14 protein-coding genes are annotated in these 14,450 nt (G+C 70.6%); 5 read left to right on the top strand and 9 right to left on the bottom strand.

Annotated elements, in window-relative coordinates; genetic code table 11:
• Nucleotides 1–297 precede the first annotated feature (297 nt).
• Nucleotides 298–1,929: a methyl-accepting chemotaxis protein gene (locus AC0NH5_RS38785; protein ID WP_474412662.1), complete on the top strand. Its 1,632-nt coding sequence runs from the start codon at nt 298–300 to the stop codon at nt 1,927–1,929.
• A 16-nt stretch (nt 1,930–1,945) separates the two neighbouring features.
• Here AC0NH5_RS38785 and AC0NH5_RS38780 read toward each other — a convergent pair whose 3' ends face one another.
• The 5 genes from AC0NH5_RS38780 to AC0NH5_RS38760 all read right to left on the bottom strand — a co-directional run bounded on the left by AC0NH5_RS38780 (nt 1,946) and on the right by AC0NH5_RS38760 (nt 8,011).
• Entirely contained in the window at nt 1,946–5,005 is a 3,060-nt protein-coding gene (locus AC0NH5_RS38780; protein WP_474412660.1) for a hybrid sensor histidine kinase/response regulator, read from the bottom strand.
• Nucleotides 5,006–5,107: 102 nt separating this feature from the next.
• The gene (locus tag AC0NH5_RS38775; RefSeq protein WP_474412658.1) at nt 5,108–5,728 is read right to left on the bottom strand and encodes a GOLPH3/VPS74 family protein; all 621 of its coding nucleotides are present in this window, start codon (nt 5,726–5,728) and stop codon (nt 5,108–5,110) included.
• Nucleotide 5,729: 1 nt separating this feature from the next.
• Nucleotides 5,730–5,945 carry a type II toxin-antitoxin system antitoxin gene (locus AC0NH5_RS38770; protein WP_474412656.1) on the bottom strand — a complete coding sequence of 72 codons (216 nt, stop codon included), beginning with the start codon at nt 5,943–5,945 and terminating at the stop codon, nt 5,730–5,732.
• Between the two features lie 4 nt (nt 5,946–5,949).
• The gene (locus tag AC0NH5_RS38765) at nt 5,950–6,861 is read right to left on the bottom strand and encodes an SPFH domain-containing protein (RefSeq protein ID WP_474412654.1); all 912 of its coding nucleotides are present in this window, start codon (nt 6,859–6,861) and stop codon (nt 5,950–5,952) included.
• An 82-nt stretch (nt 6,862–6,943) separates the two neighbouring features.
• Nucleotides 6,944–8,011 (bottom strand): FAD-dependent monooxygenase, encoded by a 1,068-nt coding sequence (locus tag AC0NH5_RS38760; protein ID WP_474412652.1) that lies wholly within the window; start codon nt 8,009–8,011, stop codon nt 6,944–6,946.
• Nucleotides 8,012–8,076: 65 nt separating this feature from the next.
• Between AC0NH5_RS38760 and AC0NH5_RS38755 the strand changes: the two genes are divergently transcribed.
• Both AC0NH5_RS38755 and AC0NH5_RS38750 read left to right on the top strand, forming a co-directional pair.
• Complete coding sequence (locus AC0NH5_RS38755) at nt 8,077–8,649, top strand: TetR/AcrR family transcriptional regulator (RefSeq protein ID WP_474412650.1); 573 nt, start codon at nt 8,077–8,079, stop codon at nt 8,647–8,649.
• A gap of 6 nt (nt 8,650–8,655) precedes the next feature.
• Nucleotides 8,656–9,630, top strand: a complete 975-nt coding sequence (locus AC0NH5_RS38750) for a helix-turn-helix transcriptional regulator (protein ID WP_474412648.1) — start codon at nt 8,656–8,658, stop codon at nt 9,628–9,630.
• Nucleotides 9,631–9,652: 22 nt separating this feature from the next.
• Here AC0NH5_RS38750 and AC0NH5_RS38745 read toward each other — a convergent pair whose 3' ends face one another.
• Both AC0NH5_RS38745 and AC0NH5_RS38740 read right to left on the bottom strand, forming a co-directional pair.
• The gene (locus AC0NH5_RS38745; protein WP_474412646.1) at nt 9,653–10,129 is read right to left on the bottom strand and encodes a hypothetical protein; all 477 of its coding nucleotides are present in this window, start codon (nt 10,127–10,129) and stop codon (nt 9,653–9,655) included.
• 34 nt (nt 10,130–10,163) lie between these two features.
• Complete coding sequence (locus AC0NH5_RS38740) at nt 10,164–10,769, bottom strand: TetR/AcrR family transcriptional regulator (RefSeq protein WP_474412644.1); 606 nt, start codon at nt 10,767–10,769, stop codon at nt 10,164–10,166.
• A gap of 16 nt (nt 10,770–10,785) precedes the next feature.
• Here AC0NH5_RS38740 and AC0NH5_RS38735 point away from each other — a divergent pair, with 16 nt between their 5' ends.
• Nucleotides 10,786–11,715: an alpha/beta fold hydrolase gene (locus tag AC0NH5_RS38735; RefSeq protein WP_474412642.1), complete on the top strand. Its 930-nt coding sequence runs from the start codon at nt 10,786–10,788 to the stop codon at nt 11,713–11,715.
• 170 nt (nt 11,716–11,885) lie between these two features.
• On the opposite strand, the gene AC0NH5_RS38730 is transcribed toward AC0NH5_RS38735, so the two are convergent.
• Together AC0NH5_RS38730 and AC0NH5_RS38725 are read right to left on the bottom strand one after the other, a co-directional pair.
• Nucleotides 11,886–12,434, bottom strand: coding sequence for a hypothetical protein (locus AC0NH5_RS38730; RefSeq protein ID WP_474412640.1), 549 nt, complete (start codon nt 12,432–12,434; stop codon nt 11,886–11,888).
• 117 nt (nt 12,435–12,551) lie between these two features.
• On the bottom strand, nt 12,552–13,523 hold the full coding sequence (locus AC0NH5_RS38725; protein WP_474412638.1) for a hypothetical protein: 972 nt from the start codon (nt 13,521–13,523) through the stop codon (nt 12,552–12,554).
• 210 nt (nt 13,524–13,733) lie between these two features.
• Here AC0NH5_RS38725 and AC0NH5_RS38720 point away from each other — a divergent pair, with 210 nt between their 5' ends.
• Nucleotides 13,734–14,435 (top strand): helix-turn-helix domain-containing protein, encoded by a 702-nt coding sequence (locus AC0NH5_RS38720; RefSeq protein ID WP_474412636.1) that lies wholly within the window; start codon nt 13,734–13,736, stop codon nt 14,433–14,435.
• The last annotated feature ends 15 nt before the right edge of the window (nt 14,436–14,450 follow it).

Here is a 14,450-nt window from a genome sequence, read left to right as displayed (position 1 = left end):
GCACGCGGCCGCCATGGCACACGCGCCGCGACCGTTCTGGCGCGCACCGGGCGGCCGCAGCGGCGGCACCGCTCCGGGGCTCGCCCTCGTCGACAAACTCGCCGAAGCCGGCGGCGGCCGGGCCCGGCTCGAGGACTCGAGCCCGCGAGCTTGCGTTTCGTCCCCGCCGGGACCGGTCGAGCTCAGCGGACGCTGACAGTTGCCGATCGGAGGTGCAGCGGCTGGCGGGGGCTGACCGCAGGGCTGAACGGCCGGGAACGGCCGGGATGCTCCTGTCACGTGCCGAGGAGAGACCACATGGATACGTCTGCTGCCGTTCTGCCGGCGTCGATGACCGGGCGGCGGCGATCGTTCGCCGACCTGAGCGTCAACGTCAAGATCCTGGCGGCGGTGGTGCTCGCCGCGTTGATCGCGTTGCTGGTGGGTGTCCTGGGGCTGTCCGCGCTGGCCGACGCCAGCGGGTCCGCGCAGCGCCTATATCACAGCAACGTCGCGTCGGTGAAGGCGATCGGCCTCCTCGACAAGGCGGTGGTGCAGGCGCGGCTGGACACCGCATTTCACTTGATCGCGGAGGAAGGTGCCGGTACCCAGAAGTACGCGGACGCGTTCGCCGCCGATGTGGAGAACTTCGACGCGGCGATGGCCGCCTATCGAGCCAGCGACCCCACCGGCGATCCGGCGCTCATCGCAAACCTGGAGTCGCAGTGGCAGGCATACGTGGGCGTCGTGGAGAGCAAGCAACTGCCCGCTGGGCAGCGCAAGGACATGAAGAACTGGGAGTCCACCCGCAACACCGAGATCCTGCCGCTGATGCAGCAGATGAACAAGGACATCGCCGCTCTGACCGCGGCGGAGGACGCCGACGCCGGCGCGAATGCCGCGTCTGCGCAGTCGGGGTACGAGTCCAGCCGGGTCCAGTCGATCGTGTTGCTCGTGGTGGGGCTGCTGCTGGCTTTGGGGCTGGGGGTGTTCGTGGCCCGTTCGATCGTGCGTTCGCTGCTCAAGGTGAAGTCGGTGTGCGAGGCGCTGGCCACCAACGACCTGACGCGGACCACGGGGCTGACCTCGGGCGATGAGCCGGGGCAGATGGGTCGTGCGCTGGACACCGCGATCGCGGCCCTGCGCCAGGCGGTGACCACGATCGGCGGGTCGGCGGTCACGCTGGCCGGTGCCTCGGAGGAGCTGTCGGCGGTCAGCACCCAACTGCAGGCCGGCGCCGCGGACGTGGCGCGCAAGGCCACTGTCGCGACGTCGTCGCGTGAAGAGGTCAACGTCGGGGTGCAGTCGATCGCGGCCGGCGCGGAACAGATGAGCGCGTCCATCACCGAGATCGCCTCCAGCGCGGGCAAGGCGGCGGAGGTCTCGCAGAACGGCATGGTGGTCGCCGAGCGCACCACCAGTCAGGTCGCCGCTCTGGGCGCGGCCAGCGCGGAGATCGGTGACGTGGTCCGGTTGATCACCAGCATCGCCGAGCAGACGAACCTGCTGGCGCTGAACGCGACCATCGAGGCGGCCCGGGCCGGGGAGCTCGGCAAGGGCTTCGCGGTCGTCGCCGGCGAGGTCAAGGAGCTGGCGCAGCAGACCGCCAAGGCCACCGAGGAGATCACCTCGCGGATCGGCAACATCCAGGCGTCCAGTGCCACCGCCGCCACGTCGATCGGGGAGATCACCGAGGTGATCCGGCAGGTCGGGGACTACACCACCACGATCGCCTCCGCGGTGGAGGAGCAGACCGCCACCACCGGGGAGATGAGCCGCTCGGTGGCGGAGGCCGCAAGCAGCAGCGGCGAGGTCGCCCGCACAGTCTCCGAGGTGGCCGAGGTCGCCAACGCGACGGCTGAGGGCGCGAGATCCACCCAGCAGGCCGCCGGCGATCTGAGCCGGCTCGCCGGTGACCTGACCAACCTGGTCGGCAGCTTCCGCCACTGATCGGTGGCGAGCCCGCTCACGGCGTCCGGAGCGTCTCCGTGTGCGGGCCCACGGCCGGGCGGTGCAGGAAGGCCCGGACCCGGTCGAGCAGCTCATGGCTGGTGAACGGCTTCTCGACGATGGTGACGCCGTCGGGCAGGGTGCCGTTCTCGGTCAGCACGGGTTCGGCGTAACCGGACATGTAGAGCACCGGGATGCCGGGGCGGATGCCGCGGATCCGGGCGGCCACCTCGTTGCCGGTCATCTTGGGCATGATCACGTCGGTGAGCAGCAGGTCGATCGGGTCCGGATGCGTCTCGGCGAGGCGGATGGCCTGCTCGCCGCAGTTGGCGGTCAGCACGTGGTAGCCGGCGCGGGTGAGGATGCGGTGGGTGATCAGGCGCAGGTCGTCCTCGTCCTCGACCATCAGGATCGTCTCGTACGGTGCTCCGCCTGCGGCCGGTACGCCGGCCGGATCGGCTGCGGGGGCGGGGTCGTCGCCGGGGGAGTCGACCGCGGGCAGGATGACGGTGACCGTGGTGCCGATGTCGTTCTCGGAGTACAGCCGGACGTCGCCGCCGGCCGCGGTGGCGATGCCGTACACGGTGGCCAGGCCGAGGCCGGTACCGGATCCTTTCGGTTTGGTGGTGTAGAAGGGTTCGAAGGCGCGTTCGATCACCTCGGGCGGCATGCCGCTGCCGGTGTCGCTGACCCGGATCCGCACGTAACGGCCGGCCGGCAACGACGAGCCGGCGAGGTCGTCGTCGCCCATCCGGGCATTGCCGGTGTCGATGGACAGCGTGCCGCCGCCGGGCATCGCGTCGCGGGCGTTGACAGCGAGGTTGACCAGGATCTGCTCGATCTGGCTCGCGTCGGCGTAGACCGGCCACAGATCGCGTTGCAGGCTGGTGGCGAGGTGGATGTGTTCGCCGAGGGTGCGGCGCAGCATCTGTTCGATGTCGCCGATGACGTGGTTGAGGCTGAGGACCTCGGCCTGGGTGATGTCGCGGCGGCCGAACGCGAGCAGCTGTTTGGTCAGGCGCGCGGCGCGTTCGGCGGCCCGGCTGATCTGCCCGATGTCGGTGCGGGCCTCCGCCAGCTCGCGTTCGCCGGGATGGGGCGATTCGAGCGTCTCGGAGATCATCTCGGCGTAATTGCTGATCACCGCGAGGATGTTGTTGAAGTCGTGGGCGACGCCGCCGGCCAGCTGGCCGAGGCTCTCCAGCCGGCGGGTGTGCTGCAGGCGGCGTTCACCGGCGTCCCGTTCGGCCTGGGCGATCAGGCGCTCCCGTTCGGCCTGGGCGATCAGGCGGTCGGTGACGTCCCGGATCGCTGTGGTGACGATCATGCCCTGGTCGGTGTCGACCGAGGACAGGCTGATCTCGGCCGGGAACTCGGTGCCGTCCTTGCGGACGGCGGCCAGTGCCGCGCCGGCGCCCATCGGCCGGATCCGCGGGTGCGCGAAGTACCCGTCGCGGTGCCGGTGGTGCCCGCCACGTAACCGTTGCGGCACGAGGATGTCGACCGACCGGCCGAGCAATTCCTCACGCCGATAGCCGAACAGGCTCTCGGCCTGCGCGTTGATGAGTTTGATGGTGCCGTCGTGGGTGACGCCGATGATCGCGTCCGGCGCGGCCTCCAGCAGACCCTCGAACATGGCCTCGGCGCGCTGCCGTTCGGTGATGTCCCGGGAGACCGACGCCACCCCGGCGATGCGGCCACCGGCGTCGGTGATCGGTGACAGGGTCAGCGACACGGTGATCACCGTGCCGTCCTTGCGGCGGCGTTTCACCTGCTGCTGGTCGATACGCTCGCCGTCAGCGATGCGTCGCAGGAACTGGCTCTCGATGTCCTCCTGTCCCGGCGGGAACAGCATGGACGCGTGCCGGCCGAGCACCTCGTCGCGTCGGTACCCGTAGAGCCGTTCGGCGCCGGCGTTCCAGCTGGCGATCGTGCCGTCGAGGTTCTTGCCGACGATCGCGTCGTGCGACGACTCCACGATCACCGCCAGGCGTTCGCTCTCGGCCAGCGTCCGGGCCCGTCCGGCCAGCGCCGTGGCCTGCACCGCCAGATCGGTGAAGGCGGTGACGTCGTGTTCGGCGAACAGGTCGCGGTAACGGTTGAGCAGCAGCAGCGCGCCCCGGCCCTCCGGCGTCGGCACGGGTGCCGCGGTCACGTACCGGGTGTCGCTGGCCTTGGCGAACATCGCGGCCACCGCCGGTGGCCTGGTCCATCCCGCCAGGGCGTCGATGGTGGCCGGCCCGGCTGTCAGCTCGTCGAGGTCCTGACGCGTGCAGTTGACGGTGCCGGGCACCGGACCGAAACAGCCGGCCATGTGCACCGTGCCGGTGCCGGCCGGCAGCAGTACCACCACGGCGTCGGCGCCGAGCACCTCGGCGGCGCCGTGGCAGTACGTCCGCCAGGTGCGCTCCGCCGGAGCGTCGGCGGGTGCCGCCAGCAACCGGCGCGTCACCACGTAGGCCGCGTCCTGCGCCAGCATCCGGACCAGCCACCGCGGCGGGGCGAAAGCCAGCAGATAGAGGACGCCGGAGGCCACCGCGAGCGTCCGGGTCCCGGCGGCCACGGACTCCCCACCGGCGGAGACCAGCACCGCGGCGCCGAACAGCGCGGTGCCCGCCGCCGCGCACCACAGCCGGGCCGGGGCGGCGCCGCGGCGGCGTCGCGCCTGCGTGCCCAGCAGCCAGGCGGCGACCGACTCGACGATGAGGAACGTGACGACCGCCGGCCACACTTGGACCGGCCGTAACGGTTCCGCCGGCACGAACAGCACCGGTAGCGCGGTGAGCAGCCAGGCCGCCAGGGCGGCCGGCCACCACCAGGACGGCATGGATCGCAACCGGCTCACCACCCGCAGGGTGAACAGCGGCTTGGCCAGCACCAGGACGAGCGCCACGGCTGTCAGCGTGTGTGCCGGCATCCCGGTCAGTACCCGGACCGCGGCGAGGACGAACAGCATCGCCACCGACGTGAACATCAGCATCACGTCACGCAGGAGGGGATCACGATGCCGCAGGTAACGCCACGACACCCACAGGAAGATCAGCACGAACAGCGAGCTGGTCAGAAGCAGCGCCATCGGATCCCTCGATCCCGCCGCGCCCGAACGGGCCGATAACGGCGATCCGGACCCAGGTTATGCCGCCGGGGCGCCGGTTCGCCGAGGAATCACGAGGGCGACCTACTCACCGAGGGCGGCGTCCTGGATCGCCTTGCGCAGGGCGGGTCCGACCGGGCCGCTCACCTCGGTGAGCTGCTGGATGCGGCGTTTGGCGGCGCGCCTCTTCCCGCGGTCGAGGGCGACGCTGAGATCGCCCGCGGCGACGACGGCCACCAGGGCGGCGTCGGTGGGATCGACTCTGCCGAGGGGAACCCGCAGGGCTTCGTCCAGCCGGCCGCGCAGCTCCGTGCGGACGCGGGGGTCACGGATGCTCACCCGGACCGTGGGGAACAGCCCGAGGACGCGGTGCGGCTCGAGGCGGACCCAGCCGCCGTCGCTGAGCTGCTGCCGGGTCACGCTGACGGCGGCGTTCTGGCGGCTCTTGATCCAGGAATGCCAGCGGTGCGGCCGGGCCCGCTCGATCTCGTCGAGGAGGCCCTCCAGGACGGGATCGTGGCAGGGGCGCCGGGCCACGAGGACGGCGCGGCCGCGGTCGTCGGTGAGGTGGCCCTGGACGAACAGCTCGGCGAGGGCGGCGGCGCGCAGCAGGGCGCCGAGGTTGGTCCCCATCCGGACCCGGCCCTTGTCGGGGTCGTGGGCCAGCAGGAAGACGCGTTGCGGGAGGCTCCCGGGTATGGCCATGTCACTCTTCCTCCGGCTCGGGTGTGGCGGGGGGCCGGCCGGGCCCGCGCATCCGGCCGACCTTTCCGGGTAGCCGGCCGGCGTCGGCGAGGGCCTTGCGCAGCAAATACTCGATCTGCGCGTTGGTGCTGCGAAGCTCGTCCGCCGCCCACCGCGCCAGTGCGTCGTGCACGGCGGGGTCGAGCCGCAGGAGGATCTTCTTGCGTTCGGCGCTCATGGGCCTAGGAGTAGAGCGTGCCCGCGTTGACCACGGGCTGGGCGTCCCGATCGCCACAGAGGACGACCAGCAGGTTGCTGACCATCGCCGCCTTGCGCTCCTCGTCGAGTTCCACGACGTCGTGCTCGGTGAGGCGGGCCAGCGCCAGCTCGACCATGCCCACCGCGCCCTCGACGATGCGGGCGCGGGCCGCGACGATGGCGTTCGCCTGCTGGCGGCGGAGCATGGCGTGCGCGATCTCGGGTGCGTAGGCGAGGCGGGTCAGCCGGGACTCGATGATTTTCACGCCGGCGGCGGCGACCCGGACGCCGATCTCCTCGGACAGCCGTGCGGTGATCTCGTCGGCGTTGTCGCGCAGCGACATCTGGGCGGTGTCGTGGGAGTCGTAGGAGTAGCTGTTGGCGATGTGCCGCACGGCGGTCTCGGTCTGGATGGCGACGAACTCGATGAAGTCGTCGACCTCGAAGACGGCGCGGGCGGTGTCCTCGACGTGCCAGACGACGACGGCGGCGATCTCGATGGGGTTGCCGTCGGCGTCGTTGACCTTGAGCACGTCGGTCTCGTGGTTGCGGATGCGGGTGGAGACCCGGCGCCGCGCGGTGAGCGGGTTGACCCAGCGGAGCCCGTCGGTGCGGACCGTGCCGGTGTAGCGGCCGAGGAGCTGAAGGACGCGGGCCTCGCCGGGCGCGACCGGGGTCAGGCCCGCTGCGGCGACCGCTGCGGCCAGCGCCAGCAGTGTGGCGACGACGAGCAGGCTCACCGTGACGGCGGAGCTGTCCTGCTGCAGGCCGACGATGAAGGCGGCGACGGCGAGCAGGGTCAGCACGAAGGACAGCGCGAGGACCGGCCAGCCGGAGACGCCGCGGGCGATCCGCTCACGAACCTGGGGGGTGGGCAGGTCCAGGTATTCCGACATGTGCGGCTCCCTTCGAGTAGCGATGTCACCACAGTAGCAATGTGATATCACTTTTCCAAGGGCGGGAGCCCCTGCTGGCCGGTCAGCCGGGCGGGCCGGCCCGCAGGGCGGCGCGCAGCACCTGGTCACGGACCGGCAGGGCGTGCTGTTGGTGACTCATCCGTGCGGTCAGCGCGGCCATCCTCGCCAGCCGCTGGGTGTGGCGGCGGCGTTCCCGGTCGTAGCCGCGCAGTGCCGGCCCGACCGCGCTCGCCTCGCGCAGATGCGAGGCGAGCGTGACGGCGTCGATGATCGCCTCGCAGGCGCCGCGCCCCAGGTCGGGTGTCATCGCGTGGGCGGCGTCGCCGAGCAGGGCGACCGGGCCGTGGACGAAGGACGGCAGCGGCGGTGTCACGTAGATGTCGTGCCGCAGCACCGTGCTCTCGTCGACCGCGTCCAGCACGGCGCGCACCGGCGGCGCCCATCCGCCGAACAGGCGCCGCAGCTCGCCGAGTTCCCCGCCCGGCTGGAACCGGCCCTGCGGCGCCGCGGCGGAGGCGTACCAGTTGGTCCGGTCGCCCTCCTGCGGTGTCACGCCGAACTTGACCCCGCGCCCCCACATCTCGACGAACGTGTCGGTGGACATGCCGTCGACCACGCCACGCCAGGCCGTACCGCCGGAGAATCGTGCCCGGTAAGCCGGACCGAAGATCTTTTCGCGGGTACGGCTGAACACGCCGTCCGCCGCCACCACCACATCGGCGTCCCGCACCTCGAGGGCGTCGTCGACCGGATCGCCCGGCCTGATCTCCGCTCCGGCCTCCATGGCGCTCCGGTGCAGGATCGTGAGCAGGCTCGGCCGCGACAGCAGGTATACATGGTCGCCGGTGCGGCGGTTCAGGCGCTCGACGTCGATCGCCGCGATGCGGGAGCCGTCCGGCCGCAGGAAGGTGGCCGCCCGCTGCCGGCGCCCGGACCGGCGCACCTCGTCCCCGGCGCCGATCTGGTCCAGCGCCCGCAGCGCCGCCGGCCACATGCCGAGCGCCGTGCCGGTGCCCGGCAACGCGTCGTCGCGCTCGTGGACGGTGACCCGCCAGTCCGCGTGCCGCAGCGCCGTCGCCGCCACCAGTCCACCGATGCCACCCCCGATGATCACTGCCCGTCTCCGCATGGCCACACCGTACAACAGATGTAGTTTTTGAACTACAGATGTTGTTGATCGGATAGTCTGTGCCCATGCCGTCCCGCCAGGAACACCTGCTCGATGCCGCCATCGGCATCCTCGGGGGCCAGGGGGTGCGGGCGCTGACCCACCGGGCCGTCGACGCTGCCGCCGCGGTGCCGACGGGCTCCACAGCGAACTACTTCAAGACCCGGGACGCCCTGATCGGCGCGGTCGTCGACCGCTTCGCCGAGCGCGATCGCGCCGCCTGGGAAACGATCGCGGGTTTCATCCGCCCCACCACGCCGGAGGAGCTGAGTGCCGCGCTGGTCGCCTATGTGCGCCGCGCGCTCGGCCCCGAACGCGCCGTCACCGTCGCCCGGTACGGCCTGTTCGTCGAGGCCGCCCTGCACCCCGAGCTACGCGGACGCCTCGCCGAGGCGGCCGGCGCCATCCGCGTCTGGGGTGCGCGATGGCTGCGCGCAGTCGGCTCGGCCGACCCGGACGGCGACTGCGCGGCCATCCTCGATCATCTGGACGGGGTGATCCTCCACCAGCTCGCGTACCCCCGGCCGATCGAGCAGCTGGAGGCCGGCCTCACGCGGACGGTCCGCGCGTTGTGCACGACCGGCGACGGAGCCGGGTGACTCCGCGTGCGCGCCGACCGGCTGGTGTCGCTGGTGCTGCTGCTGCGCCGGCACGGCCGGCTGTCCGCGACCACGCTCGCCCGCGAACTCGAAGTCTCCACCCGCACCGTGCTGCGTGATATCGAGGCGCTGTCCGCGGCCGGCGTCCCGGTCTACGCCGAACGCGGCCGGCACGGCGGGTTCGCGTTGCTGCCCGGCTTCCGGGCCGACCTCACCGGGCTGAGCCACGACGAGGCGCTGGCCCTGGTGATCGCCGGCTCACGGCGCGGCGCCCAGGCGTTCGGGCTCGGCCCGGCGCTGGCCTCGGCCATGCTCAAGGTGATCGACGCGCTGCCCGAAAGCCACCAGGACACCGCGGCCGGGGTGGCCCAGAGACTGCTCATCGACCCGGAGACGGACCTGCTCGCGCGCCGCGCCGACCCCGAGGAGGTTCCCGACGCGGTCGTGGCCGAGGTGCGGCGCGCGGTGTTCGCGGGGCGCAAGCTGCGCATCCACTACGCGCCCGCCGATCGGGCACCACAGTGGCGCACGGTGGACCCGATCGGGCTGGTGACCGTCCGCGACAAGGCTTACCTGCTGGCCACCAGGTCGGGCGCGGACCGCACCTACCGGCTGTCCCGGATCCTGGCCGCCGAGGAACTCGCGGAGCCCGCGCAGCGGCCGGACCGGGTGGACCTGGACCAGGCCTGGCGGGACCGCAGCACGCGGTTCCGGGCGGGCGGCGACCAGGTCACGGTGCTGGTTCGGATGGACCCGGCGCGGCGGGAGGACATGGTGGGAACCGCAGTGGCCGTCCTGGCCGAGTCGACGGACGACGACGGCCGGCTGCGGCTGGAGGTCACCTTCCAGGACACGAGGCACGCCGTGTGGGCGTTGTGGCAGCTCGCCACGAGCGCCGAGGCCCTGAGCCCGCAGTGGCTGCGCGACTTGCTGCGCGAGCGCGCCGCCGCGACGGCCACCCGCTACGAGCTGCCGTCCTGACCGGACGAGGCAGGACCGGTCCTTACCCAGCCGGAGCGCCATCGTCCGGGCGACCCGCCGCGGGGCGTTGTGGTCCGCCTTCGCTGCTCAACCATCGGCTGATGAGCGGCAGAACCTCGTAGACCACGGAGTCCCCCATCGACTCCGCGAATTCCTTGTCAACCGTCGGCGCATGCCGCATGTACGCGCGTCCCGCCTCAAGGATCGGGGCCGGGACATCAGGACGGTCCCGGAAGTGATGCCTCGGATCGTTCGGGTGATCCACCGCAGGGTGTTGAAGCGGGCCTTCACTGCCCAGCCATTCGCGGATGGGCGGCAGAACTTCGCCCACCAGGCAGTCCGCCACCTGCACTGCGAACTCCTCGCCGACGTCGTTGTACGTTGCCGAATGCCGCATGTACGCGCGTGCCACCTCGAGGATGACGAGCGGAACATCGCGCAGGTGATGGTGGGGATGCTTGGCGAAGTCCGGGTCAGGGCTCCAGTCCTCGGCAGTCACGCCGAGACCATACCGGCTTCAGCCCATGATCCGTTCAGGGTGATGCCGGGCCGAACACGCGGTCGAGTTGGGCATCGATGAGGGCCAGTGCCTGGTCCGGGCTGTACAGGCCGACGAGAATCGGCCCGACCAGTCCCTGGGTGAGGAAGTAGAGCGCGGGTGCCTCCACGTCGGGATCGATTCCGTCGCGCAATTCGCCCGACCGGGAAGCCTCGCGGAAGTTGGCGATCGACACCGCGAGGATGCGTCCGTATCCGTCGCGAAGCTGCTCGGCATATGGAGGTGTGACGGTCGCGGCAGAGAAGAACGCGATGTTCACGCACGCCTCTTGGCGGCCGGCCGGGTCGACCGGGAGCATCACCGCGGTAGCGGCACGGATGAGATCGCGGCGGGTGGGCTCACGCAACGCGGCAACAGTGGCCTGAAGCCGGGCCAGTACGCGTTCGCGCATGTGGGACAGCGCGAACAACAGCATCTGCTGCTTGGTGGGGAAATAGTGCTGCACGGTGCCCATCGAGAACCCGGCTTGCTGGGCGACGTCGCGCAGGCTCACCGCCTCGAACCCCTGCGTGCTGATGACGGCGAAGACCGCTTCGCTCAGGAGGCGGCGTCGTTGTTCGTGATCGACCTGCTTCGGCACCCACTGAACCTATCTCATGCGAGCGCATTGCCATCCATGCGCGCCGACGGTTATCATGCGTTCGCATGAAAAAGGGGAGGCAGGCATGGGCATCGAGTACGCCGTAAACGGTGACGCCAGGATCGCGTACGAGACATTCGGCACGACCGGCAAGCCGTTGCTGCTGGTCCTAGGACTGGATTATCAGATGGTCTGGTGGCCCGACGCATTCTGCGAGCGTCTGGTCGAGGCCGGCTACCACGTGGCCCGTTACGACAACCGGGACACCGGGCTGTCCACGCACTACCCGCAGCCGGCGGACGGCAGCCCGTGGCGGGCATTGCTGGGCCGCACCCGCCCCCTTTACACGATCGCCGACATGGCCGCCGACGGACTCGCGGTGATGGACACGCTCGGCTGGTCCGGCGCGCACGTTCTGGGCGGCACATCGGCGATCGCCCAGGCCATGGCGCTGCTGCACCCCGAACGAGTACGCAGCCTCACGCTCTGCATGAGCAGCCCGGCCACCGCCGGAATTCTGCAGACCCTGCGCTACATCAAGTTCGGCATCTTCCGTGAATTCCGCAAGCTACCGAAAGCGACCACACCCGAGCAGGAGATCGACAACCTGATCGCGATCTACCGTGCGCAGGCCTCGCCCGGTTACCCGTTTCCCGAACAGTGGGTTCGCGAAGCAGCAACGCTCAGCCACACTCGCGCGCCACACAATCCGCGCACCACCCAGCGACACCTCGCCGCCGGCCGAGCAGCGAAGCTGCCGCCGCTGTCCGACGTCACCGCGCCGACCCTGGTCGTCTCGGGCGCGGACGATCCGATGCTCAAGCCGAGCGCGGGCCGTGACCTGGCCGCCCAGATCCCCGGCGCGCAGTTCGTGGAATACCCCGGCGTGGGCCACGACTGGCCCGCGGAAATCTGGGACGACGTGATCGCCCGGATGCCCCGCTGACACGACACGAGTAAGACATGGGCGCTGTCGAAGATGGGGCACCGATGCCGAACCAGTCTTCGATCGACCGCTCACCCTCGCGCCCACCGACGGCTACAACTTCGAAGCCGTTCACGGCGCGCCGTTGAAGCTGGTCAAATCCGCCCGCGCCGCCGGAGGTCCACTACTCCTCAGGCCTCTGGGGTGTCGTCCTCGACGAAGCGCCACTGATGCTTGCCGATCACCAGCCCGAAAACAATGGCTCCGGCGATCGCACTCGGAAGCCCGACAACATGGCGGAGCCACAATCCGGTCGAGTCGCCGATGATGGCGCTGCTGTCCAGTGCAAAGGTCGTAGGATCGTCATGATCTGTGCAGATCCACACCACGGAATGCTGACGCAAGGGTCGGCGGCTCTGGTAGCGAAGCACACCGTGATAGCGCTCCCCTCCCACGACATAGGTGAGGTCTGCCGAACTCCGTAGTCGGCTGCTCAGGTGCAAGCCAACGTCTTCTACCTGCGCCTCCGTGCACAGCCCACTGTTCCGCAACTCTTCGATCGCGTGAATCTCACTCATCAGCAGGGGAACCCCGCCGGCCGGGCCCAGAAAAGAAATGACGGCGATTGCCGCCTCAAGAGGTTCGAAGCGCAGCCCTTTGCGTAGCGAGAATCGCCCTTTCGGCTGTGAATGCCGCCCCACCGCGCTCCGATCCACAGCCACACACGTCTCCCGCTCCATGATCACCGTAGCGTCGCGAGTTGTTCCCGAGGCTGCGAACACCAGCCAGAATCGGCAGGCGCCCTTGGTGTTCCCGCAGCCAGGTGATGGAGGCCGGCCGCCGGGATTCCTCGAGCATCACGTCCCGTACAGCTCGGCCATGGCGTGAAACGCTTGCTTCGGTTCGAGCCGGCCGTCGGGCATCACCTTGCACACCCCGAAGCCGGCCATGTCGAGGTCCAGGTGCGGGTCCGGGTGGTACGGGCTGTTGTAGCTCGCGAAGGTGAACCAGAACGCGGTGTCCACACCCTCCCGGTCGAAGGCGCCGATCAGACGGCGGAGATAGCGGGCCGGCTCCTCCTCGTCGCGGACATGGTCGCCGACAATGCGGGGCGGATCGGCGTCGTGATCGACGATGTCCCAGCCCATGCCGCCTCGCGCAGCCGCACCCTGGTACGTGCAGCAGCCGAACTCGGTCACCGCGAGCGGTTTGCCGTGTCGAAGGTACTGCTGCACGGCCGGCCGGAAGCCAGGGTCGTCGGGATCGACGTAGGCGTCGACGGACACGATGTCGAAGGGCGTCCAATCGATGTTCTCCCAGGTTCCGGAGGCATAAGTGATCCTGCCCCGGAACCGCCGGCGTACGGTCGCCGCGGTGTCGGCAAGCAGCGTGCTCACGGCGGCCGAGGCGTCCCCGAGCCGGCCCACCGCCTCGGGGTCGCCGCTGGACAGGGACGTGATCCGGGCGAAGGTGTCGGCTCCGGGCAGGAAGCCCGCGTTGAACAGGCTCAGTTCGCATCCGGCGACGAAGACCGCGGCGCCGGCGGCCTCGGCCCGGTCGGCGCAGTCGGCGAAGTACGGCAGCAACTGCTGGGCGCTCTGCTCGCAGGGGAACGGGGAGAACCAGACCTCCAGCCCGGCGTCGGCGGCGTGCCCGGCCGCGACCGACAGCCGTTCGGGATCGCCGCCGGTGATCCGGACGGCGTCGCAGTGCAGGTCGCCGGCGATGATCCGCATCTCGTGCTCGACGGCGCCGGGGTCGAAGGAGGGCCGGGTGCTCCGCCCGCCGGGAGTGAATCCGGTGTCGTAGGTGATGCCTTTGGCACGCAAGACTTCTCCTTCTCGGGTCGCTGAACAGGTAACCGAACGTTAGGCATCGATCGAAGTCCGGTCCATCGACTTGACGTTCGAAGTGAGCATCTGTCCAGGCAGGAGGCACGTTCACGATTGCAATGACGGTGCAGGCAAAGGCACACGTGTTGCAACGGACGTGACCGGCTTCCATACTGGCGGCCGGCGGACCGTGGGAGGGCGGACGGCATGCCTGGACGCAGGCTGACCAGCACCGACCGGCAGCGGATCGCCGCCGGGCTGGCGCAGGGGCGCGACTTCGCGCAGATCGCCGGTGACCTCGGCCGCCCGACCTCAACGGTCAGCCGCGAGGTGGCCCGCAACGGTGGACCGGGCCGCTACCGCGCGGAGCTGGCGCAGCTGGCCACCGTCCACCGTGCCCGGCGCCGGCCGCCCGCCCCCGCCCGGGAGGTCCGGGGTGCACCCGCGGGCCCCGATCCGGACGCGCGGATCGCATTGGTCACCGATCTCACTGTGGCCCTGGTCGACACCGGCATGCCGCGCACCGCCGCCGGGGTACTGGCCTGTCTGTTCACCGCCGAGACCGGCAGCGCCACCACCGCCGAGCTGACCGCACAGCTCCGGGTCAGCCCGGCGACGGTCTCGCTCGCGGTCGGGCTGCTGGAACAGTACGGGCTGATCCGCCGCAGCCGCGACGGCCGGAGCCGGCGCCATCGGTACTTCCTCGACGAGGACGCGGGTGTCCGGTCCGCTGTCGTCAGTGTCCGCGCCAACCAGCGACTGGCCGCGACCGTGCTGCGCGGCGCCGACATTCTCGGGGACGGCACCGCCGCCGGGGCCCGGCTGGCCGGGGCAGGCCGGTTCCTCGAACAGCTGGGCGACACCATCATCCGGTTCGCGGAACAGCACCAGATGCGTGCAGCCGGCTGACCCACGCGTGGCCCG

Source organism: Actinoplanes sp. 13, from assembly GCF_056134165.1.
Note: the sequence above shows the minus strand (reverse complement) of the source record. Positions and strands in the feature narration are given on the sequence as shown.

Excerpts from the sequence above, each read along its gene's own strand:
- AC0NH5_RS38785 (WP_474412662.1), top strand. The coding sequence starts at position 298 with ATGGATACGTCTGCTGCCGTTCTGCCGGCGTCGATGACCGGGCGGCGG.
- AC0NH5_RS38780 (WP_474412660.1), bottom strand. The coding sequence starts at position 5,005 with ATGGCGCTGCTTCTGACCAGCTCGCTGTTCGTGCTGATCTTCCTGTGG.
- AC0NH5_RS38775 (WP_474412658.1), bottom strand. The coding sequence starts at position 5,728 with ATGGCCATACCCGGGAGCCTCCCGCAACGCGTCTTCCTGCTGGCCCAC.
- AC0NH5_RS38770 (WP_474412656.1), bottom strand. The coding sequence starts at position 5,945 with ATGAGCGCCGAACGCAAGAAGATCCTCCTGCGGCTCGACCCCGCCGTG.
- AC0NH5_RS38765 (WP_474412654.1), bottom strand. The coding sequence starts at position 6,861 with ATGTCGGAATACCTGGACCTGCCCACCCCCCAGGTTCGTGAGCGGATC.
- AC0NH5_RS38760 (WP_474412652.1), bottom strand. The coding sequence starts at position 8,011 with ATGCGGAGACGGGCAGTGATCATCGGGGGTGGCATCGGTGGACTGGTG.
- AC0NH5_RS38755 (WP_474412650.1), top strand. The coding sequence starts at position 8,077 with ATGCCGTCCCGCCAGGAACACCTGCTCGATGCCGCCATCGGCATCCTC.
- AC0NH5_RS38735 (WP_474412642.1), top strand. The coding sequence starts at position 10,786 with ATGCGAGCGCATTGCCATCCATGCGCGCCGACGGTTATCATGCGTTCG.
- AC0NH5_RS38730 (WP_474412640.1), bottom strand. The coding sequence starts at position 12,434 with ATGGAGCGGGAGACGTGTGTGGCTGTGGATCGGAGCGCGGTGGGGCGG.
- AC0NH5_RS38720 (WP_474412636.1), top strand. The coding sequence starts at position 13,734 with ATGCCTGGACGCAGGCTGACCAGCACCGACCGGCAGCGGATCGCCGCC.